The sequence below is a fragment of the Cognatundibacterium crateris genome, from assembly GCF_010078235.1.
Taxonomy (GTDB): Bacteria; Pseudomonadota; Gammaproteobacteria; order Burkholderiales; family Burkholderiaceae_D; genus Undibacterium; species Undibacterium crateris.
Window position 1 is genome coordinate 300,842 of sequence record NZ_JAABOS010000004.1, and the last position, 22,538, is coordinate 323,379.

The following is a 22,538-nucleotide window of genomic DNA, read 5'->3' on the forward strand; positions in this document are numbered from 1 at the left end:
TACCCCAAAACGAACGCTATCATGTCTACTACAAAACGCGCTATTCGCAACATCGCAATTATCGCTCACGTTGATCACGGCAAAACCACGCTGGTTGATCAATTGCTGCGCCAATCCGGTACTTTCCGTGACAACCAGCAGGTTGATTCCCGTGTCATGGACTCCAATGATATTGAGAAAGAGCGCGGTATTACCATTCTTTCCAAAAACTGTGCCGTTGAATACAAAGGTACCCACATCAATATCGTGGATACGCCAGGCCATGCGGACTTCGGTGGTGAAGTAGAGCGTGTATTGTCGATGGTAGACAGCGTATTGCTGCTGGTCGATGCGCAGGAAGGCCCAATGCCACAGACGCGTTTCGTGACACGTAAAGCACTCGCGCTGGGCCTGAAGCCTATCGTGGTTGTGAATAAGATTGACCGTGAAAACGCGGACCCACAAAAAGCCGTTAACGCGACTTTCGAATTGTTCGACAAGCTGGGCGCAACGGATGAACAGCTGGATTTCCCGATTGTGTACGCATCCGGTTTCAAAGGTTATGCCGGTCTGGAAGACACAGTGCGCGACGGTAACATGGAGCCATTGTTTGATGCGATCCTGAAACACGTTCCTGCACGTGAAGATGATCCGAATGGTCCTTTGCAATTGCAAATCACATCCCTGGAATACTCTTCTTACGTTGGTAAGATCGGTGTTGGCCGTATCCTGCGCGGTAAAGTAAAAGCATTGCAAGACGTGATCTGGATGAATGGTCCGGAAGACAAGCCAACTAAGGCGCGTATTAACCAGGTATTGACCTTCAAAGGTCTGGATCGCGTACAAGTGGAAGAAGCGCAAGCTGGCGACATCGTACTGATCAACGGTATCGAAGAAATCGGTATCGGTTCGACGATCTGCGCACCAGATACCCCAGAAGCTTTGCCTATGTTGAAGATTGACGAGCCTACCCTGACCATGAACTTCATGGTTAACAGCTCGCCACTGGCTGGCCGCGAAGGTAAATTCGTGACTACCCGTCAGATCCGTGACCGTCTGGAACGCGAACTGAAATCCAATATGGCATTGCGCGTAGTACAGGCTGAAGGTGATGATTCCACTTACGAAGTTTCTGGTCGTGGTGAGTTGCATCTGACTATTCTGATCGAAAACATGCGTCGTGAAGGTTTCGAGCTGGCTGTTTCCCGTCCACGCGTCGTATTCAAAATGGTAGACGGTGTACGTCATGAGCCATATGAAAACCTGACCGTTGACGTTGAAGAGTCTAACCAGGGTGGCGTGATGGAAGAACTGGGTCGCCGTCGTGGTGATCTGCAAAACATGGAACCGGACGGCAAAGGTCGTGTACGTCTGGAATACCGTATTCCAGCGCGTGGCCTGATCGGTTTCCAGGGCGAATTCATGACACTGACCCGTGGTACAGGTTTGATGAGTCACGTGTTTGATGACTACGCACCAGTCGATAACTCCAAAGGCGAAATGGCTGGCCGTCGCAATGGTGTATTGATTTCTCAGGATGATGGCGCTGCTGTTGCTTACGCGATCTGGAAACTGCAAGACCGCGGCCGTATGTTCGTGAGCCACAATGACCCAGTGTACGAAGGCATGATCATCGGTATCCATTCCCGTGACAATGACCTCGTGGTTAACCCGATCAAAGGTAAACAATTGACCAACGTTCGTTCCTCCGGTACGGATGAAGCGGTACGTCTGGTACCACCAATTCAAATGTCTCTGGAATACGCGGTTGAATTCATTGAAGACGACGAACTGGTTGAAGTCACACCTAAGAGTATCCGTCTGCGCAAACGTTTCTTGAAGGAACATGAGCGTAAGAAAGCTTCCCGCGAAGCGTAATCCTTAAAGGGTTTATCCGGACAATAAAAAACCGCAGCGTAGTCTGCGGTTTTTTTATGCCGCCAATTTTTGCGTGCCTAACACACTGCACGCAGCTAGCTTCGTGTACCTCATTAAATGCGGAAATTAGCATAGTAACTTAGCAGATATCAATGTAATTAAAAGGCTTTGTAAAAGCATTGATGCGGATTTCAGCATAGCTGTGTCACAAGGACTGTTGTGGTTCATAAACGAGGTGCCAGTGATGTCAGGGCTTTAAAGTAATATAAGCAATTTCGTAGCGCTGACATCTGGCTGCGCAGATGTGTGAGGCTAGGCACCTGAAAGTCTGCAAGTCTAAAAGTCTGAATGTATAACTGTAGGAGTGGGATGCGATGAATCAGGAATTATCGTCTGTCAACCGTTCTGTTGGTCTGGTAAGGGTGGCGGTGGCGGCTGGGCAGGCGCTGTTACTGTTTTTGCTGTATCGCGCGGCGATGGATAAAGTGTGGCCGGCCTTAGCGCCGCAATGGTTTTTTCCTTTGCTCTTATGCGGACTGAGTTTGCCGGTGATGGCGATTTCTTCGCTGGGGCAAATGCGTAGCGCTGCCTTACTGCGCTGGCTGGCGGTGCTGTTGCTGGTCTTGGTTTCATTGACGCAGCATGACTGGCTGCGCCGCAATGGCTGGAATAATGGCTGGGGCTTGCCGTCGGATGAAGTGCAGATTGCCTTCCCTTCGCCTTTGCTGTTTTTCTTCAGTGCTGTGTGTTTGTATGTGGCGCAAGCGCTCAAACTCGCTTACGAGCAAAACCGGCAATGGCTGGGTAGCTATCCCGTGTATTTTGACTTGTCGTGGAAATTGCTGGTGCAACTGGTGTTTTCCCTGATCTTTGTTGGCGCTTTGTTTGCTTTGCTGCATCTGGGTTCGGCCTTGTTCATGATGCTGAAGCTGGATTTCTTAAAGCGCTTGCTGGAAAAAGAGTGGTTCAATATTCCGGTGGCGGTATTGTCATTTGCCTGTGCCCTGCATTTGACCGATATGCGTCCGTCCATCGTGCGCGGCATCCGCAATCTGTTGCTGGTGTTGTTGTCCTGGCTGCTGCCGGTGGCGACCCTGGTACTAAGCGGCTTTCTGGCGGCTTTGCTGTTCAGCGGCACAGAATTGCTGTGGCAAACCAAGCACGCAACGAATTTACTATTGAGTTCCTGTGTCGTGCTGGTGGTGCTGATCAATACTGCATTTCAGGATGGCACCGCCTTGCAGGCAACAGCGCGGATATTGCGCTGGAGCGCGCGTGTCGCTTGCGTGTTGTTGCCAATACTGGCGGCGCTTGCTTTACGCGCGCTGCAATTGCGTATAGGGCAGTATGGCTGGAGCAGTGATCGTGTGATTGCAGTGATGTGCGCACTCATCGCCTTGAGCTACGGCCTGGCCTATTTGCGTGCTGCGCTCAAAGCCGGTGGTTTATTGAGTAGCATCGCTGGCGTGAATATTGTCATGGCCTATGTGCAGTTAGCGGTGGTGCTCGCAATGTTTTCACCTTTGCTGGACCCGGCCCGCATCGCAGTTGCCGATCAGTTGGCGCGCTTGCAGCAGGGGAAAGTCAGTGCTGAGCAATTTGATTATGCCTATTTGCGTTTTGAAGGTGGCCGCTACGGGCGCGCAGCACTGGAACAATTGCAGCAGCTGCAGCCGGAAAAAGCCTTGCCACAAGCCGCCACCATACGTGCGCGTGCAGCGCAAGCTTTGGCATTGACCCATCGTGGACGTGAGAAAGCGGATGTCATTACGCCCTATGAAGTCTGGCCTCAGGGGGCTGTTTTGCCTCAGGGTTTTTTGAAGCAGGCAGATGGAACGGCAGCGCCATGGTTGAGTGCTGATCATCGTGCATGCCTGATCGCCAAGACGCGTGGCTGTGACGTACTGATGCAGGATATGAATCACGATGGTAAACCAGAGGTCTTGGTGCTCGGGCGTGGTAGTTATTATGGCGGCAGCCTGTATGCCGAACTGAGTCCCGGAGTTTGGGTGCATAAGGGGCAAGTTGACTTGCAGACGCAAGAATGTGCCGGTGTGAAAGAAGCATTGCAGGCAGGCCAGGTCAAGGCCGTGCCGGGCTGGGACGTGTTGGAAGTAGCTGGCGCACGCCTGGTCGTGACGCCGGAATTTGCGAAACGGCGCCATTGCACGCCGTAATCACGGCTCATCATCGGGCCTGAAAAAAACGCGCTGCACTTCTTGGTGTAGCGCGTTTTTTGCTTATATGTGCATTCGAATGTGCGTTCGAATGTGCGGTCGATATGCTTGTCGGGAAGTATGAAGATTCCCAGGGTGGTAAGCAGCATTCAAAAAATTTCAAGTCTCACGCCCACTGTTTTTGCGGACATCCACGATGTCAGGCGGATAAACTGGCTGCTATATTCAGTTTTTATGAATTTCCAGTCTGACATGCGCATTTTGGCCGTGTCGCTGCAGATGCCTGACTTTAGCCGTCCAGCGGCCAGGTCCGTGTGAGGCATCTGAAATCGTACTATCAATCGAGGAAAACCCATGCCTGCCAGCCAGCACGCCCGCCGTCACGCCATTTTGCTGATGATCATTGCCGCCACCTTGTGGAGTAGCGCCGGTGTCGCCAGTCGTCATTTGCAAAGTGCAGCCGGTTTCGAGATCGTGTTTTGGCGCAGCCTGTTTGCTGCCATTTTTGTCGCCGGGCTGATGCTGCATCAGTATGGGCGTGGCTTTCTCGGTCGCTTAAAGCTGATGGGGACGACCGGCATGGTATCTGGCCTGATGTGGGCCACCATGTATAGCTGCTTCATGATTGCGCTGACCCTGACCACGGTGGCGAATACCTCGGTGATGGAAAGTCTGGCGCCCTTATTCACCGCCTTGCTGTCCTGGCTGGTGCTGAAGGAGCGCATCCCGGCGGCCACCTGGATCGCGATTGCGATGGCAGGTTGCGGCATGGCCTGGATGTTTGCCGGCAATCTGACACTGACCGACAGCCGCGGCGTGCTCGGCATGCTGGTCGCACTCGGCATACCGCTGGCCTCATCGGTGAATATGATTTTGCTCAAACGGCGCGCACATACGGTAGACCTGATACCGGCAGTGTTTTTGGGTGGCAGCTTTTCTGCGCTTGCGATGTTGCCCTTGTCACTGCCGTTTCAGGCCAGCCTGCAGGATGTGTTGATACTGGGTGCGCTGGGATTTTTTCAACTGGGATTGCCTTGTAGTCTGATGGTCAAGGCCTCCGCCAGCCTGAAGGCACACGAAGTGGCCTTGCTGGCTTTGCTTGAAGTTTTGCTGGCGCCCTTGTGGGCCTGGCTATGGGCTGGTGAGACCCCAAATGCGGCCACGCTGGCTGGCGGCACTATCGTTTTGGTGGCCTTGATCGTCAATGAAATCTGGAATTGGCACCAGAAGCCGGGTGAATCGCAGTAAAATAGCGGGTTAATTTATTTTTTCCTGTCGGCCTAAACTGCTGGCAGTTTTACCCGGAATTTTGCTATGTTGAAAGCGCCTGAACTCTTGTTGCCAGCCGGTTCGCTGGAAAAAATGCACGCTGCATTTGATTTTGGTGCAGATGCTGTTTATGCGGGCCAGCCCCGTTACAGCCTGCGTGCCCGTAATAATGAATTTTCCACGCTGGATGTTTTGCGTGAAGGGATTAGCGGCGCGCATGCCCGTGGCAAGCTGTTTTTTGTTGCCAGCAATATTTTCCCGCATAACTCCAAACTGAAAACCTATCTGCGCGACATGGAGCCGGTGATAGAAATGAAGCCGGATGCACTGATTATGGCTGACCCTGGTCTGATCATGATGGTGCGTGAAAAATGGCCGGAAGTGAATGTGCATTTATCGGTGCAGGCAAACGCAGTGAACTGGGCCGACGTCAAATTCTGGAAAAAAATGGGCCTGACCCGCGTGATTTTGTCGCGTGAATTGTCGCTCGATGAAATCGAAGAAATCCGCCAGGAATGCCCGGACATGGAGCTGGAAGTCTTTGTACATGGTGCGCTGTGTATCGCGTATTCCGGTCGCTGCCTGTTATCCGGTTACTTCAATCACCGCGATCCGAATCAGGGTACCTGCACCAATTCCTGCCGCTGGGATTACAAGGTCGAAAACGCGACTGAAAATGAAACCGGCGATTTGCAGCGTATCCCGGTTGAAACCATCAAGTTCGATTTCAACAAGGCGCTGGAAGAAGCGAATCAATCCTTCTCCGCCATGGGCGATATGCCGCGTCATCCGCTGGCCGACCGTCCTTACCTGATCGAAGAGGGTGGTAAGCCAGGTCAGTTCATGCCTATCCTCGAAGATGAGCATGGCACTTACATCATGAACTCCAAGGATTTGCGTGCCGTTGAGCACGTAGAGCGACTCGCTAAAATCGGCGTCGATTCTTTGAAAGTGGAAGGTCGTACCAAGTCCCTGTATTACGTCGCCCGTACCGCGCAAGTCTATCGCCGCGCGATTGATGATGCGGTTGCCGGACGTCCGTTTAATCCGCAATTACTGGGTGAATTGAACGGCCTCGCGAACCGTGGTTATACCGATGGCTTCTATCAGCGTCATCATACCCAGGACCACCAGAATTACATGGAAGGCGTATCCCAGGCGCATCGCAGTCAGTACGTTGGTCAGGTATTGCAGATCAATGATGGCTGGGCTGAAATCGAAGTCAAAAACCGCTTCGCAGTCGGCGACCAGATCGAAATCATTTCTCCGCAAGGCAATGAAATCGTGACCCTGACTGAAATGCGCAACACTGAAAACCAATCTCTGAACATCATTCCGGGTGCAGGTCATAAAGTGCGTATTCCGTTGGATGGAAAACACGAAAAAGCCTTAATTGCAAAAATGTTATAAAAATATTATCTGAGAAACATTTGCTTGTGCTAGGATAACTGCGCTCAAACTTTTATTCTGGAGTGATGATGACGAAAATAGCACAAGCCCTGTTTGTCTCTGCTATGTCGGTGGCAGCATTGACAGCCTGCGGAGGCGGAGGCGGCGGAGGAGATACGACCGCGCCAGCTCCTGCCCCGCTGCCTACACTCTCAGTAGCGATTACTTCCCCGGCATCGGCTGTGTTATATGCTGGTCGCGGCGTTAGCTTGTCAGCAAACGCAACTTCGTCAGCGAATCTTACTGCAAACTATAGTTGGGATTTTGGTGACGGCACTACAGGATCCGGTTCTGCTGCAACGCATACCTTTGCCAAAGCGGGTACTTATGCAGTGAAAGTAACCGCCAGCGACACGAATGGCACGAAAGCGCAATCTACTGTGAATTTGGTGATTGTGGATGTGGTTCTGGATACGCCGACAATCACTTCTGCTGGTCAAAACCAGCTGGCCGGTACTGAGGTGAGTTTTACAGGTGCTTCTAAAGATCCAAGTGCCCCAAGTGCTGCACTGACTTATACCTGGGATTTTGGTGACGTATCCAGCGCAACAGGCGCAAGTGTAAAACACAGCTTCCAGTCAGCCGGGGAGCATTATGTAACACTCACCGTCAAAAATGATTTGGGTAATACAGCCAAATCTACATTGAATTTTCAGGTGGCACCGGTTGCAGGTTCGCCAAGCTACCCTTCAGTTACCCCTGCATTAGCAAATTCCGTCCCGAATAGTTCGGTCAGCTTCACTGCTGCTGCGAATGATCCTGCGCAACTACCGCTCACGTATTCATGGAACTTTGGTGATGGCACTACTGCGACGGGTACTTCTGTGTCGCATACCTATACATCTGCTGGCATGTATAACGTGAGGGTTGTTGTAACAAATTCCAAAGGTTTGAGTTCTTCTACAACGAAACTGTACCCAGTCGTGCAACAGGTCAGTAATCCGTTGGCCGTTGGATGCTCCGGCACTGGTTGTGCTGCAACCGGGGCAACCAGCTATGCAGGATCCGGTATCGGTATCTGGCAGTATAAGAATGCAGGGGCGACCGATGCAGTCGCAGATTTTTCCATCTCTGGCGTCAAAGCTGGTCAGGTGGCTACTTTGGTCTTTACCAATCCGGATGATAAGCTAAGTCTGGCGAAAGCATCAGCCGGAGCAATCCCGGTGGCACCGTTGCAGACTCAATTGGCGCCGACTTCCTTAACGCTTGCTGCGCACGATGAGCATGCAGATCACGATAGCGCGCACTCGCTCATGCGTTTTAAAAATCAGGAACTGCTGAAATTGCAGCGCGCTAATCCGGTTGCTCTCAATCCAGTTGTGCGGGCAGAAAACGTCCCATCTGTGAAGCCTGTCGTCATTGGAGATACACGGGTATGGGTAGATACCTTTAATTCAGCTTCACCAGTCAGTTACAACTTGAAAGTCAGTCAGATTTGCAAACTGAAGACGGGTCGCAATGCGGTGTTTTGGGCAGATCCTACCGGCGGCGCGACTGCCTCTGATATCCTGGCACTCGCAAATACCTTTTGCCTGAATAGCGGCGCAGGAAGTGGTGGTTTCGATCAGCTCACGGATGCCATGGGAGATGCCTATGGTACCAAGAGCTTTAATAACACTATTTCCGACGCCAATGGACTGCTGGATATTAATGTGGTTCTTCCAAACGTACCTGCATCTACAGGCTGGGGCGGCTATTTTTGGGGGGGTAATAATTACCTGAAAACGGCATTTACTTCAACAAAGAATAGTAATGAAGCACTGGTATTCTTTGTCAATGGCCCAGAAGTAACCAAGAACCTCAACTACTATAAATCGACTTTGATGCATGAAGCCGTGCATATGATCAATTTCTATCAGCGATTCTTTGTGCGGGATACGGATCATGATACCTGGCTGGAAGAAACGACAGCGATGATGGGTGAGGATATTCTGGCCAAGACTATCTTTACTGGTGGCTTCAACAAAATGACCAGTGTCCGTATTCCAGATTACCTAAAAACAGGTGGCGGCGTCAGCTATGTTAACTGGCCAGATTTGTCGAGTGATAATTATGCATTTGGCGGTGCTTTCGGCGCTTTCCTGAACCGTAAATATGGTGCCAGTTTGTTTAAAAACCTGGTTACTTCTTGTAATGATGGTTCAGGTGCCGGGAAGGTAACGAGTTATTCTTGTCTGAATACCTTGATTCTGAACGCAGGTGGTTTTGGTGTTGCTGATGAGTTGACTAAGTTTGGCGCATCCATCTGGAGTAATTTGCCAGCGACTAGCCTGCCTGCAGGCTACGGTTTCCCGCAGCGTACCGTGGATGGTAATTTTGATGCGGTTGATGTGTTGGCCATGTCGAAAACAGTCTCTATCAAGCCTAGGGCATTTGCTAATATGGCGCCGACTACACATTATTTTGCGCAGGAGACGATCGCCGCGGGTAAAACTACGTTTGCGAAATCCAATATGATCGTTCCTGTTGGCGCAACCCTGCATGTCGTGATACGTGATTAAATTCAGGTATTAAAACTGCTGAAACAGAAAAACCTCTGGCGTGCAGCCAGAGGTTTTTTTTCGCCTTCAATGTGACCGGAAAGGGGTGTTAAACCATGTTGTACTTGCTGCTCGCGTGCGCGGTTTGGAATTTACTGTGTTTGGGCATGATGGGCGTGGATAAGTATTTTGCTGTGCGTGGTAAACAGCGGATTTCTGAATTGACTTTGCTGCTGTCAGCTTTGTTTGCAGGTAGTGCAGGCATTTGGTTAGGTATGCTGGTATGGCGGCATAAATCGGCCAAACGCAGTTTTCAAACTGGCTTATTGCTGGTGACGCTGTTGCAGTTGTTGCTGCTCGTTCTGCTGCGCCTATATGCTTTGATCTGATCGTGTCAGCACTGGCATTTGTGCTGATAACAATGCAGTGCTGACTGTTTCAGAGGATAATTGCGGGCTAGCCTGGAGTGCGCAGCTAGGCATCAGGTGAGCTTCAATAATCTGCAGTGTTTCGGAGGATGTATGAACTGGTTGTTTCTGGGTCTGGCTATCGTCTGCGAGGTGATCGCAACTTCTGCATTAAAGGCGTCCGATGGATTTACCCGCTTATGGCCTTCTGTGATATTGATGCTGGGTTACAGCGCCTCGTTTTACTGCTTATCGATGACCTTGCGCACGATACCGGTAGGTATTGCTTATGCGATCTGGTCAGGTGTGGGCGTGGTGCTGATTTCGCTGGTTGCCTGGATTTTATATGGGCAAAAGCTGGATTTGGCTGCGATGTTGGGCATCGCCTTGATCGTGGCGGGTGTAGTGGTCTTGAATCTGTTTTCTAAGACAGCCGCGCATTAAAGCCTCGCTGTTTTTCGAGTTTATTTGTGAATGATTGAGTGTGTATGGAAGACTTGTCCGGTCTGAGTGAAGATGAATTGCCGCTGGTGTATGCGACTGCCTTATATGAGGTGCCGCTAAGTCAGAGTAAGGCGCTGGATTTGCTGCAAATGCGCCGGCAATTAAATGTGATCGGCAATCCTTATGATGCCAAGCTGGTCAAGGACGTGTTGCAGGAGCTGGCCAGGCGCATGATCCTGCGTCAGGAAATCGGCCTGGGTTATCAGCTGCGCGATGAGCATCGCATGCAAGTGCTGCTGCATATGCATCAGCAAGGCATATTGAAATCCTGGATCAGCAGTATCCGCGATTTGCTCAAACAACTTGGCGAGTATCAGTATTGGAAGTCCTACGACGGCAATTTCTATGCGCGGGAAATACAATTCTCGGTGTTGTCCGGTCGGACCGATGATGCACTGATGTGGCGCGAAAAATTTTTCTCAGTGACCAGCAATCAGGCACGTTTCCCCGCAGAGAAATTTTTCTCAAGCGAGCCAGGCGTGAGCCTGTTCAGCAGCCTGCGCAGCGTGGATCAGGGCATGTTGTTATGCGACTTGTTTCAGCATGCGAACTGGAGTCTGACTGAGTGTCAGTCCGCTTACGAATATGCCTGTGATCAGCTCGACAGCCTGCGGCCACAATGGCCGCAACTGCCCGCCATGCTGGCCTGGCAAGCGATATTGCGCGGCGATTTCGCGCAGTTTGAAGAATTGTATCCCACGCTGAATCCGCAATATCAGGGCGAATTTCTGATCGTTCGCCATATCCTGAATAATCAAATCGTGAATGCGGTAGGGCTGGCGCAAACCTATGCAGAAATGCAGAGAGCAAACAGCGGTAAGCGTAAATTCTTCATACCGCATTTACTGGGCTTGTTTGTGACTGTCGCGCTGATGGCGAAAAATGATATCGCGAGTCTCAAGCTGGCCAAGAGTCAGATCGATGAGGGTATTAAAACCCGCGATGCGAATGCGTATTACATACTGCAGCCCTTTATTAATCATCTGGCGCAGGGTGTGGTATTGCCGGGCGTGCCGTTTGCGGTGCGCAGCACCAATGACATTGATGCCTTGTTTGAAGCCTGTGCCGCCCATTGGCAAGATGCGCCGCCGCATCCGCGCCTGCATGGCAAACTGACAGAAATGCGTTTGCAGATGCAGCAGCGCGGCTATGTCTGGGTGGCGGCAGAAATTGATCGCTTGCTTGTCAAGCAATTTCAGGATGCCGGCGGTTTTAGCGGCTGGCATGCCAAACATCAGATTTGCCCACTGGTCGATATCCTGCAAAAAGAAGAATCCTGGAAGCGTGCGCTGAATGCGCTGACACAGTTAAAGCCCGGTGTAGAAAAAATCGCACCCGTCAAAGAAGAGGGGGTGCGCCTGGCCTGGTTGCTGGATATGCAGTTTCAGGAAATGCGGGCCGAACCGCGCGAACAAAAGCGTGGTGCTAAAAACAGCTGGAGTAAGGGGCGTCCGGTTGCACTGCGCCGCTTAGCGCAGGATCAGGACAGCATGCCATATCTGACTGAGCAGGATAAGCAAATCGCCGCCTGCATACGGCGCGGTGCCGAAGGCTATTATGGCGCCAGTGAATTCGATCTGAATATGGAAAAAGCCTTGCCCAGCCTGGTTGGGCATGGCGCGGTGTATTGGATGGACGCGCCGGAAGTGCGTATTGATGTGGTCAAAGCCGAAGTCGCTTTGCTGCTCAAAGAAAGAAACGGGCAAATCAGCTTGCAGCTCGATCCCTATATTGCACCGAATGAAGCCACCGTATGGCGCAGGGAAACGCCAACCCGTCTTGCTGTGTATGTGGCGACGCCAGAGATACGGCAAATCAGCGGCATCCTTGGTCGCGGCCTCAATGTTCCGCTGTCGGCCAAACAGCAATTGATCGATGTGGTGGCAGCGATTGCGCCGCATTTAGCCATTCATTCTGATTTGCCCGAGCTGGCATCGAATGTGCAGGCGCTGGAGCCGGATATGCGCTTATATGCGCATCTGCTGCCTTTGCATGAGGGCTTAAGAGTGCAAGTACTGGTGCAGCCGCTGCCGGACGGTGCCTGGCTCACACCGGGTGCAGGCGCGATGAATTTGTTGGGCGAAAAAGAAGGGTTGCCGGTACAGGTCAGTCGTCGCCTGGATGAAGAAAAGCGTCTGCTGCAGCGTTGTGTACAAGCCTGTCCGGCGCTGGGCGCAGCGGGCAGCGAACACAATGAATGGCAATTGCAGGAACCCGAGCAATGCCTGGAATTGCTGACTGAATTGAAGCAGCTCGAAAGCGAAGGTGTAGAGCTGGTGTGGCCGGAAGGGGAGCGCTTCAGATTAAAAGGCAGCCGCTCCATGGACAATCTGCGCCTGACCATTAAGCGTCAGGGCGAATGGTTTGTCGCAGGCGGTGATGTGGTGCTCGATGATGGTCGCGTGCTGGCCTTGCGTGAGTTATTGCAGATGGCCGAATCCGGCAAGGGCCGTTTCCTGAAAATCGGTGATCAGGATTATCTGGCGCTGACGTCCAGCTTCCGTCAGCGGCTGGAAGAAATGCGTGCCTTGGGCGAACTGAATGCCAAAGGTGAGTTGCGCTTCAATCGCCTGACTGCACCTGCCTTGGCAGAATTGGCAGAGCAGGCTGGTCAGCTGGAAGCCGATCTGGCCTGGCGCGAACAGGTGCAGAAACTGGATGCGCTGGCAGAATTCCAGCCGGTCTTACCCACCACTTTACAAGCGGAGCTGCGCGATTATCAGCTGGCTGGTTTTAACTGGCTGGCCCGGCTCGCGCAATGGGGTGTGGGCGCCTGTCTGGCAGATGATATGGGCCTGGGCAAAACCATGCAAACGCTGGCCTTATTACTGCACAGGGCGACGGGTGGTCCGGCTTTGGTCGTCGCGCCAATTTCAGTGGCGATGAACTGGCAGGCCGAAGCCTTGCGCTTTGCGCCTACACTGCGGGTACGCCCTTATCATGCGGTGCGCTCTTTGGAGGAGCTGGGCGCGTTTGATCTGGTGATCGTCAGCTATGGCATGTTGCAATCCGATGCCAAACTATTCGCCGCCCAGCATTGGCATACCGTGGTGCTGGATGAGGCGCAAGTGATTAAAAACGCGGCGACGAAGCGCAGCCAGGCAGCGATGGCTTTACAGGCAGATTTCCGCATGATCGCCAGCGGTACGCCGGTAGAAAATCATTTGGGCGAATTATGGAATCTATTCCGCTTCATTAATCCGGGTTTACTGGGTTCCAAAGAGAGCTTTGCCGATCGTTTCAGCACACCGATAGAACGCGGAAGTCAGGGCGGCAAGGACGCCAGACAGCTGCTCAAAAAACTGATACAGCCCTTCATTTTACGTCGTACCAAAACCCAGGTATTAACCGAGCTGCCACCACGCACTGAGATTTCGCTGCAAGTTGAACTCAGTGATGAAGAGCGCCATGTGTATGAAGCACTGCGCCAGGAAGCACTGGAAAAAATCGCCAGCAGCGGTGCTGAAGAAGCGTCTTCATTAAAGGTGTTAGCGGAGATTACCAAGTTACGCCGCTTCTGCTGCCATCCACAACTGGTGCTGAAAAATTCTGATATGGCGGGTAGTAAGCTCGCAGTGTTTGACAGTACTTTACAAGAGATACTGGACAACCGGCATAAGGTCCTGGTGTTCAGTCAGTTCGTGGATCATCTGGCGCTGGTGCGCGAGCTGCTGGAAAAGCAGGAGATCGCTTACCAATATCTGGACGGCAGTACGCCGCCAGCCGAGCGTAAAAAACGGGTGGATGCTTTCCAGTCGGGCGAGGGCGATGTATTCCTGATTAGCCTGAAAGCCGGTGGTACAGGCCTGAACCTGACCGCTGCCGACTACGTGATTCACCTCGACCCGTGGTGGAATCCTGCAGTTGAAGATCAGGCCTCAGACCGCGCCCATCGCATGGGCCAGCAACGGCCCGTGACGATATACCGCTTAGTCACGCAAGATACGATAGAAGAAAAAATCATCGCCTTACATGCGCAAAAACGCGATCTGGCCGATAGCTTGTTGGAAGGTGGTGACGCCACCGCAAGGCTGGATACGGAATCCTTGTTGCGCTTGTTGAAGGAAAGTGTCTGATTTGTTTGGATAGCTGGCAGTGTTTGTGTGCATACGCCGCATCACTGTCAGCTGTTTAATAATTAAAGCCAGTCATCAATTCATTCAACAATTCTGTCATCAAAATCATCATTTGAAAAGTTGAAATGCTTCGTTGGCACTGAGCATACAGTTCCATATACTTTATTCCATCAGCAGTGATTCAAGCTCACGTAGTCTTAACTCATGGATGGAGTAAATAATGAATTTCAAAATCAAAAAAATCTCATATTTGTTCAGCGTCGCCGTCGCTGCACTTTCTTTTTCTCAGCTGGCGCTGGCCGATAAACTGGACGATATAAAAAAAGCCGGCGTACTGCGTGCTGCGGTATTTGATAGTAATCCACCGTTTGGTTCGGTCGATGCTAAATCACATAAAGTGGTGGGCTATGATATTGATTTTGCTGAAGCACTGGCAAAAAAAATCGGCGTCAAACTGGAGTTGGTTCCTACCAATCCGGCTAATCGCATTCCGCTGCTGCAATCCGGAAAAGCCGATCTGATCGTCGCCGATATCACGATCACGCCAGAGCGTGCCAAGGTCATCGATTTCAGTCATCCTTACTTTGTCACAGGTCAGCAATTTCTGGTGGCATCCAGTGCGGCGAATAAGCTGGATGCATTTGCTGACGCCCGCATCGGCGCAGTAAAAGGCACGACCGGCGAACAGGAATTGCATGTGCGCTTCCCTAAGGCGCAAGTGGTTGCCTATGATGATGTGCCGCTGGCGCTCACTGCTTTGCGTAATGGCAGTGTCAAAGCAATTACTCAGGATAGCTCTATTTTGATCGGTTTGCTGGCAAACGCAGCGGATAAGAAAAACTTCAAAATTCTGCCGGAATACCTGAGCACTGAGCACATCGGTGTCGGTGCACCGAAAGGCGAAACTGCATTGCTGAATGTGGTGAATAGCACCTTGCTGGAGCTCGAAAAAAGCGGTGAGGCCGCCAAAATTCATGAGCGCTGGTTCGGTAAAAGCTCGGCTGCACCTGAGCCAAGAAACTTCAAAATTTCCGCACCTAAGTAAGCATTTCAGTTTTGTTTAAAGATATCAATGCGCCAGACTGAACACGCTGTGCCTGCGATAGAATTTCGCCATGTCTCTAAGAGCTATGGCGATTTTTCTGTTCTTCAGGACCTGAATTTGCAGATCGCTGCCGGTGAGGTGGTTGTGATCTGTGGTCCCTCAGGATCAGGTAAATCAACCCTGATCCGTACCATCAACCGTCTGGAAAATTACGAGCACGGTGATATTCTGATCGCCGGTCAAACCACACGCACACTGCGTCAACGCCAGCTGCAGGCTTTACGCGCTGGCATAGGCTTTGTGTTCCAACAATTCAATCTGTATGCTCATCTGAGTGCGCGTGACAATATCACGCTGGCCTTGCGCCAGGTGTTGGGCATGAATCGGGATGATGCACGTCAGCGTGCCGATGCTTTGCTCGCGAAAGTTGGTTTGCCCGATAAGGCAGATCATTTTCCGGCACAGCTATCCGGTGGTCAGCAGCAAAGGGTGGCGATTGCACGCACGCTGGCGATGCAACCATCTATCCTCTTGTTTGATGAGCCGACGTCGGCACTGGACCCAGAGATGATCGCCGAAGTGTTAGCAGTGATGCGTCAGCTTACCCATACCGGTATTACGATGCTGGTCGTGACGCACGAAATGGGCTTTGCGCGAGAGTTGGCAGATCGTATCGTGTTTATGGATCAGGGGCAGATACTGGAGGTTGCGACACCTGAACAGTTTTTTACTCAGCCTGCGCATCCGCGCGCACAACGATTCTTGCAGCAGATTTTACCTGCGCAACAAGGTCAGTCATGAGCGGCTTTCATCTCGACTGGAATGGCGTGCTGAGTGGCCCGCCCGCCTCATGGTTGCTGGCCGGTTTATTGAATACTGGCTTGATTACCGTGCTTGGCAGCATCACTGCCAGTGTGTTGGCGTTGGCATTGATTTTATTACGTACCAGTGAGTTAAGGGCTTTGCGCAATCTTGCGCAGGGCATCGTTTTGGTGTTCCGGAATACGCCTTTACTGGTTCAGATTTTCTTTTGGTATTTTGCTGTTTATCCTGCCTTGCCTGAGGTGGTACGCGACTGGATTGTCAGTGATCATTGGTTTTCACCGCTGGCAAACGGCTTTCGTTGTTTGTCTCCCGAGTTCTTTTGTGCATGGCTGGGATTGAGCTGGTTTACCGCAGCATTTTTAGCTGAGGAATTGCGCACCGGATTGCAGGCTGTGCCGCTTGGTCAGGCAGAGGCAGCGCGTAGTCAGGGTTTGAGTCGCTGGAAAACCTTGCGCTATATTTTGCTGCCACAAGCGATGTGCAATGCCTGGCAGCCCATGATAGGTCAATACCTGAATCTGATGAAGCTGTCTTCGCTCGCGTCGGGCATAGGCTTCGCAGAAATCATCTACAGCACACGTCAGATCGAAAGCTTTAATTCGCACGCGATTGAAGCCTATGCCATTGCGACTTTGCTCTACCTGATACTGGGGCTGCTGATGGGGCAGTTATTACTGCGCTTTGGTCTGGCCAGATATTCAGGTTTTTCTGCTTGATTGATTTGCTTGTTGTACAGGCTTTGCACAGTCTTCGCTCGCTAGCAGGAGTTTTTTTCATGAATTTTGATTTTGATGTGATCGCCAATAACTGGCAATACCTGTTAATTGGCCGTACCGCAGACGGTGAAGTTGGCGGCTTGCTGCTGACTCTGCTGATGTCTTTGTCTGCCGGACTAATAGCATTAGTCGCTGGTATTGCGACTGCTGCTGTTGCCTGGTATTTTCAGGGCTGGAGCAGGCGTGTTTTGTTTTCTGCAGCAGAGTTAATTCGCAGCATACCGCTGATACTGGTCATCTTCTGGCTGTACTTTTTACTGCCACGCTGGCTGGGCCGCGATATCTCAGGCGTGAGCACGGTGGTGCTTGCAATTGCATGGTTCAGCGCCGCATCTGTGATGCACGCGACTCTGGCTGGGCTGGAAGCTTTGTCTGGCGGCCAAACCGAGGCCGGAATTGCCAGTGGTATGAGTCGTTGGCAGGTGTTGCGCCATATTTTGCTGCCACAAGCGATGCCCAATCTGCTGCCATCTTACACTGGCTTATTCGTAGCCTTGATCAAGGACACGTCGCTGGCGCTGGTGGTGAACGTACCCGAGCTGACCACAGTCGCCAATCAGGTCAACAGCCGCACCCAAATTTACCCCGCCGAAATCTTCCTGTTCATCGGTGCGATTTACTTCATCCTTTGCACCGCATTCAGTGAGTTGCCGCGACTCGTACTGAAAACTAAGCCTCTGTGACTTGCCATCGCTAATTTAATTTTTTCTGATGCTAAGCAGCTTGCACGCATTTGGAAATGGGTAGTTCTCTGCTCCAGATTTGCAGCGAAAATTGCGCTAAGCATGTTTACAGCTCAGTAAGCCCCTGATTGTTTATTTTGCACGGGCAGTGTTGACAGCTTATTCAGGGACAAGAGTCAGCATGTCTGGGATGGAAGCCAGGTTTGCCATGGATTTCTATCCGTCAGCAGCTTAAGGGTACAATGTCGGTTTGCTCAACGTTTTGCCGTGCTTGCCGTGACTAAATCTGCTTTACCTGCCCGCCGCGTTTCTGTGGCCCCCATGCTCGAATGGTCTGATCGCCATTGCCGTCAGTTTCATCGCCATATCACCCGTCATACCTGGTTGTACACCGAAATGGTGACGACTGGCTCGCTGTTGCATGGAGATGTGCAGCGGCATTTAGAATTTAATCCCGATGAGCATCCGGTGGCATTGCAGCTGGGCGGTAGTGAGCCGGCCGATTTGGCGCAATGTGCGAAGATGGGGCAGGAGTGGGGCTACGATGAGATCAATCTGAATTGTGGCTGCCCGTCAGAGCGCGTGCAAAAAGGCGCGTTTGGTGCCTGTCTGATGGCGGAGCCGCAATTGGTGGCGGACTGCGTGAAAGCCATGCGTGATGCGGCCTCCATCGATGTGACGGTCAAACATCGTATCGGTATCAATGATGTGGATTCGTATGAATTCATGCGTGACTTTGTCGGTACTGTGGCCGATGCGGGTTGCAACATCTTTATCGTTCATGCGCGCACCGCGATTTTGAAGGGCTTGTCGCCGCGTGAAAACCGCGAAATCCCGCCGCTCAAGTATGAGTATGCCTACCGCCTGAAGCAGGAATTTCCTGAACTCGAAATCATCCTGAATGGCGGTATCAAAACCGCCGATGAAATGGAGCTGCATTTGCAGCATGTGGATGGCGTGATGATAGGGCGTGAGGCGTATCACAATCCATATTTCATGGCCGATTTTGATGCGCGCTTTTACGGTGATCACGCGCGCGTGAATACGCGTGAAGAAATTCTGGAATTGATGATTCCGTATATACACCGGCAGCTGGAGCTGTATGGGAATAATGGCAAAGGTTTGCGCTTAAACAGTGTGATACGCCATATGTTAGGTTTAATGATGGGTCTGGTTGGCGCGCGCGCCTTCCGTCAGACTTTATCGGATAGCAAACTGCTGGCAGCAGGCAAGCCAGAAATTTTACTGGATGCGCTGGCGCGTATGAAAACCGTCAGTGCCTTTGATCGTAGTGCAGACAAGCCGGATGCCCCGGTTTAACTGCTTTTCAGGAGAACTCAGATGAAAAAAAGTGTAATCGCTCTGTTGCTGGCATCCGCCAGTCTGATGGCGCAGGCGGAGGTCAGCGTTAAAGACGCATGGGTGCGTGCTACCGTTCCTCAGCAAAAAGCGACTGGCGCTTTCATGACCCTGACCAGCAACCAGGACGTGCGTCTGGTGGCAGCAGAATCTTCGATTTCCGGCGTCACTGAAGTCCATGAAATGAAGATGGAAAAAGACGTCATGAAAATGCGTGCCGTTGACGCACTGGAGCTGAATCAGGGTAAGGCGGTTGAATTGAAACCGGGCGGCTATCACATCATGCTGATGGAATTGAAGTCCCAGGCCAAGGCTGGCGAAACCGTCACGCTGAAACTGACTTTTGAAGGTAAGGATAAAAAGCGCGAAGTGCTGGAAGTAAAAGCGCCAATTAAGCAAATCACAGCGACCGAACACAAAATGTAATTCGTTACGCGGCTGGCGCGAAATGTGTCATTCCACCTGCTCAGGTAAAAAAATGTAAGAGCAGCGGTGCGGAATTCTGATCAAAGTTATATTGTCCGGAGTTTCACTGCACGCTCCTCATCTCACGAAATGTGAGTTATGCCTACGCAAAGAAATTTGCGTGGGCTTTTTTATCGCTTAGTTTTTGGTGGTCTATTATGAAGCGCATCTCTTTTCTCAAACGTCATGATCTGGCTGTCGAGCTGGCACTCGCGTTTTCCACACCGGCACAGCAAGAGCAGCAAACTCCGCAAGCCCGCGAAATCACATCGCCATCGGCCAAAGCTTGCCGCTTGCAACTGATGCAGCAGGACTTGCAACTCACGCCCGCACAGCAAGCGCTGTGGGCACGTATGGCAGAGCGCGCCGCCTTCCTGATGCGTCAGCGTGCCGCACGCGCCAGTCGCCGCCAACTCAAGAAAACCGGTTCGCAACTCAGTCTGCCAGCACTGCTGGCGCAACTGGATGCGGAAGAGCAGATACAAGCTACTGAAAACATAGAAATGCGCGATCTGGCACTGCAGCTGTATGCGGCACTGGATATGGGCCAGAAAGAGCGCATGCGCGAACTGCTGCTACAGGATCACCGTTTGCCAGCACCGGCCAGTGCTAATGCGGGCAACAACGCAAACGCAGGCAGCACTGGCTTTGCCTGGCTGTGGGCGCAACTGCTGCCCAGACTGGCCAGTGCCGCCTGAAGCGGTATTCATCAGCGTATCAAACAGCGAACCAGTCAACATTCGCAAAAAAATAATTTCCGTAGTGCGGGGGATTGCTAAAAATCGATACACCCCGTATAATGCGCAGCTTACTTGCTGCAGTATTTGCAAATAATGCAGTAGCAATGGTGGTCGTAGCTCAGTTGGTAGAGTCCAGGATTGTGATTCCTGTCGTCGTGGGTTCGAGTCCCATCGACCACCCCAAAGAATTCAAAGAAATCAACGGCTTACAGAGTTTTCTCGGTAAGCCGTTTTTCTTTTTCCCGTCCAAAAAGCGAATTCTTCGATCTCGTTGAATTGCATACGCAATTTCTGAATCATCCCCGCAGTATTTTTTTGATCAGGCATTTCTTGCTCACGGTTAATTTGGTTGCCTATAATGCTTATCAAAATCAAAATTAATTTTTGTAAGGGGACTGATAATGCGCTCGATACTTACTCTCGCTGTTTTTTCCGTTTATCTGGCGTTGAACAGCGCTGATGTGTTGGCCGACTGCCAGCAGCAACGCGCGTTTGTGCAATCTGCAGGCAAGGACGTGGATAACTGGGATATCAAACCCGGCGAAATGCATAAGATTACTTTGCCGAAAGGCACACAGCTCGGTTTGCAAATCGCACCCGCAACAGCAGAAAAATACCGCGAGCTGCTCAAAAAAACGGGCGAGAAGGCGTTTCCCGAACTGGTGGAAATATCCATTTTTGATCTGAGCCGCGCAACCCCCAGCTTGCTCAGTCACACCTGGGGCGGCGCAAATTCCAGGCAGCGCTACGGCTCATTGGGCGGCGCAGCGATAGAAATTATGTTCATCAAGCCGCATTGTGTGAAGTTGGAGGATTTGAAGTGAGGTTTTGATTTTGTGGGTTTACCTCGCAACGAAATGAGTACTAACTATCTTTCACCAACGATTACCTATCTAAATCTTTATGAGTGTAGACGAAACGAATAAATCCGACATTTGGAGTCGTGATTGCTTAGGGCGTAAAGATGATGCGCGCTATTTGCAAAATTATTTAGTGGCACGCTATGAAGCAAAGAGGGAGGAGCCTGGTTTTGTGCTTGCTGTTAATGGTGAGTGGGGGACGGGGAAATCATTCATGCTAAAACGATGGCATGAACAATCTCTATTCGAGAATCATCCAGTTGTTTTGTTTGATGCATGGAAGAACGATTTTACTAAGGACCCGCTGTTAGCCTTTATCTCAGAATTTGATGCTGGTTTAGCTGGCTATTTTAGTTATATGCCTTTTCTAAAAAAGCACGGAGATAAGGCTGGTACAGTTCTTCGAGAATATTGGAAGCCTGCGCTGAAAGTGATTGGATTTGCACTTTTGAAGCACGCTGCTGGTATAGGGGCTGACCAGGTTAACTCGCTCTTTGAAGAAGATGGGGATTCGGACGAAATTCAATCAGACGAAAAAACTCCTTATAAGGATGTTCAGAAGCAGTTATCCAACGAGCTAAATAAGGTATTGAACAGGCATAGATCGGTTAAGGAAGCCATTCGTGATTTCAAGGGAAAGTTATCCCTGCTTATTACAGAATTAAATAAGCTGCCTGGATTTCAATTGCCCTTAATAATTTATATTGATGAATTGGATAGGTGTAGGCCAGACTATGCGATTGAGTTGCTGGAGGGTATTAAGCACCTATTTGGCGTGCCTGGCGTATATTTTGTTATTGCAACAAATATTACCCAGCTCTCACATTCAATTCGAGCAGTTTATGGTTCAGGTTTTGATGGTTACGCATATTTGAAGCGTTTTTTCGACATGCAATATTCTTTGCGTCAGCCTAGCAATAAACAATTCACGGATTCGCTGATGGAAACTATTGGTGTTACTAACGAATCTGAGATCGTTTTTGGATTAACTAATGTAGAAATTCCGGGCTACGGTATTTTGAATTCAAATAAGGAATTTATTAGTTTCGTATTGGAAAAACATGCTGATGCTTTTAATTTAGCGCTTCGAGATCAGGGGCAAGTTGCGAATATTGTAGAAGCTGCGCTGATTTGCCTGAAAAATGAGCGTGTTCATATATTCTTTCTGGTATTTTTAGCGGTTGTATATCATCAGGATCCAATAGTATTTAAGAAGATATGTGACGCAAAAAACCTCAGTTTGGTAACTGGTTTTAAAGAAAGATTTGAGATAAATTCTACTTTCGTAGTTCCGTATCCATATCGAGGTGAGAGTGTTAGGCACACAACAGTACAAGAGGTGGCTCTTAAATATTTTGAAAGCCTGTCTATGGAGCAAAATGATGTCAGGCGAGCAGTTGAATCACCAACACGATTCACTTTTCCAGAGAATCTTTTGTTTTCACGGCTGGTTTCGTACAACATTCATGACATAACGAAAGAATATTCGAATTATTTTGCCTTAATTCGCGACGCCAGTGGCTTTGGTGCTATCGGTACTAAAAACATAGATACTTAGAAAGTGGA

Annotated in this window: 17 protein-coding genes and 1 tRNA gene; all 18 read left to right on the plus strand. The window is 50.7% G+C overall.

Annotated features, from left to right (window positions below; translation table 11 throughout):
* The first annotated feature begins 21 nt into the window (after positions 1–21).
* The 18 genes from typA (at position 22) to EYB48_RS09920 (ending at position 22,530) form a co-directional block, all read left to right on the plus strand.
* A complete protein-coding gene (typA, locus tag EYB48_RS09835; RefSeq protein ID WP_162020160.1) occupies positions 22–1,857 on the plus strand; it encodes a translational GTPase TypA in 1,836 nt (611 codons plus the stop codon).
* Positions 1,858–2,231: 374 nt separating this feature from the next.
* Entirely contained in the window at positions 2,232–4,034 is a 1,803-nt protein-coding gene (locus tag EYB48_RS09840) for a DUF4153 domain-containing protein (protein WP_162020161.1), read from the plus strand.
* Positions 4,035–4,388: 354 nt separating this feature from the next.
* Positions 4,389–5,282 carry a DMT family transporter gene (locus tag EYB48_RS09845; protein WP_202927744.1) on the plus strand — a complete coding sequence of 298 codons (894 nt, stop codon included), beginning with the start codon at positions 4,389–4,391 and terminating at the stop codon, positions 5,280–5,282.
* Positions 5,283–5,348: 66 nt separating this feature from the next.
* Positions 5,349–6,713, plus strand: a complete 1,365-nt coding sequence (trhP, locus tag EYB48_RS09850; protein WP_186903225.1) for a prephenate-dependent tRNA uridine(34) hydroxylase TrhP — start codon at positions 5,349–5,351, stop codon at positions 6,711–6,713.
* A 65-nt stretch (positions 6,714–6,778) separates the two neighbouring features.
* Positions 6,779–9,253 carry a PKD domain-containing protein gene (locus EYB48_RS09855; RefSeq protein ID WP_162020162.1) on the plus strand — a complete coding sequence of 825 codons (2,475 nt, stop codon included), beginning with the start codon at positions 6,779–6,781 and terminating at the stop codon, positions 9,251–9,253.
* A gap of 95 nt (positions 9,254–9,348) precedes the next feature.
* On the plus strand, positions 9,349–9,621 hold the full coding sequence (locus EYB48_RS09860; protein WP_162020163.1) for a DUF1294 domain-containing protein: 273 nt from the start codon (positions 9,349–9,351) through the stop codon (positions 9,619–9,621).
* Between the two features lie 132 nt (positions 9,622–9,753).
* Positions 9,754–10,083: a DMT family transporter gene (locus tag EYB48_RS09865; protein ID WP_162020164.1), complete on the plus strand. Its 330-nt coding sequence runs from the start codon at positions 9,754–9,756 to the stop codon at positions 10,081–10,083.
* A 44-nt stretch (positions 10,084–10,127) separates the two neighbouring features.
* Entirely contained in the window at positions 10,128–14,219 is a 4,092-nt protein-coding gene (locus EYB48_RS09870) for a DEAD/DEAH box helicase (protein WP_162020165.1), read from the plus strand.
* Between the two features lie 220 nt (positions 14,220–14,439).
* On the plus strand, positions 14,440–15,264 hold the full coding sequence (locus EYB48_RS09875) for an ABC transporter substrate-binding protein (protein ID WP_162020166.1): 825 nt from the start codon (positions 14,440–14,442) through the stop codon (positions 15,262–15,264).
* Positions 15,265–15,291: 27 nt separating this feature from the next.
* Complete coding sequence (locus EYB48_RS09880; RefSeq protein WP_162020167.1) at positions 15,292–16,065, plus strand: amino acid ABC transporter ATP-binding protein; 774 nt, start codon at positions 15,292–15,294, stop codon at positions 16,063–16,065.
* Positions 16,062–16,805 (plus strand): amino acid ABC transporter permease, encoded by a 744-nt coding sequence (locus EYB48_RS09885; protein ID WP_162020168.1) that lies wholly within the window; start codon positions 16,062–16,064, stop codon positions 16,803–16,805. Before EYB48_RS09880 ends, EYB48_RS09885 begins: the two co-directional genes overlap by 4 nt.
* 59 nt (positions 16,806–16,864) lie before the next feature.
* Positions 16,865–17,548 carry an amino acid ABC transporter permease gene (locus tag EYB48_RS09890; RefSeq protein ID WP_162020169.1) on the plus strand — a complete coding sequence of 228 codons (684 nt, stop codon included), beginning with the start codon at positions 16,865–16,867 and terminating at the stop codon, positions 17,546–17,548.
* Positions 17,549–17,869: 321 nt separating this feature from the next.
* A complete protein-coding gene (gene dusA / locus EYB48_RS09895) occupies positions 17,870–18,868 on the plus strand; it encodes a tRNA dihydrouridine(20/20a) synthase DusA (RefSeq protein ID WP_162020170.1) in 999 nt (332 codons plus the stop codon).
* 21 nt (positions 18,869–18,889) lie between these two features.
* Entirely contained in the window at positions 18,890–19,333 is a 444-nt protein-coding gene (locus EYB48_RS09900) for a copper chaperone PCu(A)C (protein ID WP_162020171.1), read from the plus strand.
* Between the two features lie 197 nt (positions 19,334–19,530).
* Positions 19,531–20,070: a hypothetical protein gene (locus tag EYB48_RS09905; RefSeq protein ID WP_162020172.1), complete on the plus strand. Its 540-nt coding sequence runs from the start codon at positions 19,531–19,533 to the stop codon at positions 20,068–20,070.
* A gap of 149 nt (positions 20,071–20,219) precedes the next feature.
* Positions 20,220–20,295 (plus strand) — tRNA-His (locus EYB48_RS09910).
* 218 nt (positions 20,296–20,513) lie between these two features.
* A complete protein-coding gene (locus EYB48_RS09915) occupies positions 20,514–20,936 on the plus strand; it encodes a hypothetical protein (RefSeq protein ID WP_162020173.1) in 423 nt (140 codons plus the stop codon).
* Positions 20,937–21,015: 79 nt separating this feature from the next.
* Positions 21,016–22,530 carry a KAP family P-loop NTPase fold protein gene (locus EYB48_RS09920; RefSeq protein WP_162020174.1) on the plus strand — a complete coding sequence of 505 codons (1,515 nt, stop codon included), beginning with the start codon at positions 21,016–21,018 and terminating at the stop codon, positions 22,528–22,530.
* Positions 22,531–22,538 lie beyond the last annotated feature (8 nt).

Excerpts from the sequence above, each read along its gene's own strand:
- typA (WP_162020160.1), top strand. The coding sequence starts at position 22 with ATGTCTACTACAAAACGCGCTATTCGCAACATCGCAATTATCGCTCAC.
- EYB48_RS09840 (WP_162020161.1), top strand. The coding sequence starts at position 2,232 with ATGAATCAGGAATTATCGTCTGTCAACCGTTCTGTTGGTCTGGTAAGG.
- EYB48_RS09845 (WP_202927744.1), top strand. The coding sequence starts at position 4,389 with ATGCCTGCCAGCCAGCACGCCCGCCGTCACGCCATTTTGCTGATGATC.
- trhP (WP_186903225.1), top strand. The coding sequence starts at position 5,349 with ATGTTGAAAGCGCCTGAACTCTTGTTGCCAGCCGGTTCGCTGGAAAAA.
- EYB48_RS09855 (WP_162020162.1), top strand. The coding sequence starts at position 6,779 with ATGATGACGAAAATAGCACAAGCCCTGTTTGTCTCTGCTATGTCGGTG.
- EYB48_RS09860 (WP_162020163.1), top strand. The coding sequence starts at position 9,349 with ATGTTGTACTTGCTGCTCGCGTGCGCGGTTTGGAATTTACTGTGTTTG.
- EYB48_RS09865 (WP_162020164.1), top strand. The coding sequence starts at position 9,754 with ATGAACTGGTTGTTTCTGGGTCTGGCTATCGTCTGCGAGGTGATCGCA.
- EYB48_RS09870 (WP_162020165.1), top strand. The coding sequence starts at position 10,128 with ATGGAAGACTTGTCCGGTCTGAGTGAAGATGAATTGCCGCTGGTGTAT.
- EYB48_RS09875 (WP_162020166.1), top strand. The coding sequence starts at position 14,440 with ATGAATTTCAAAATCAAAAAAATCTCATATTTGTTCAGCGTCGCCGTC.
- EYB48_RS09880 (WP_162020167.1), top strand. The coding sequence starts at position 15,292 with ATGCGCCAGACTGAACACGCTGTGCCTGCGATAGAATTTCGCCATGTC.
- EYB48_RS09885 (WP_162020168.1), top strand. The coding sequence starts at position 16,062 with ATGAGCGGCTTTCATCTCGACTGGAATGGCGTGCTGAGTGGCCCGCCC.
- EYB48_RS09890 (WP_162020169.1), top strand. The coding sequence starts at position 16,865 with ATGAATTTTGATTTTGATGTGATCGCCAATAACTGGCAATACCTGTTA.
- dusA (WP_162020170.1), top strand. The coding sequence starts at position 17,870 with ATGCTCGAATGGTCTGATCGCCATTGCCGTCAGTTTCATCGCCATATC.
- EYB48_RS09900 (WP_162020171.1), top strand. The coding sequence starts at position 18,890 with ATGAAAAAAAGTGTAATCGCTCTGTTGCTGGCATCCGCCAGTCTGATG.
- EYB48_RS09905 (WP_162020172.1), top strand. The coding sequence starts at position 19,531 with ATGAAGCGCATCTCTTTTCTCAAACGTCATGATCTGGCTGTCGAGCTG.
- EYB48_RS09915 (WP_162020173.1), top strand. The coding sequence starts at position 20,514 with ATGCGCTCGATACTTACTCTCGCTGTTTTTTCCGTTTATCTGGCGTTG.
- EYB48_RS09920 (WP_162020174.1), top strand. The coding sequence starts at position 21,016 with ATGAGTGTAGACGAAACGAATAAATCCGACATTTGGAGTCGTGATTGC.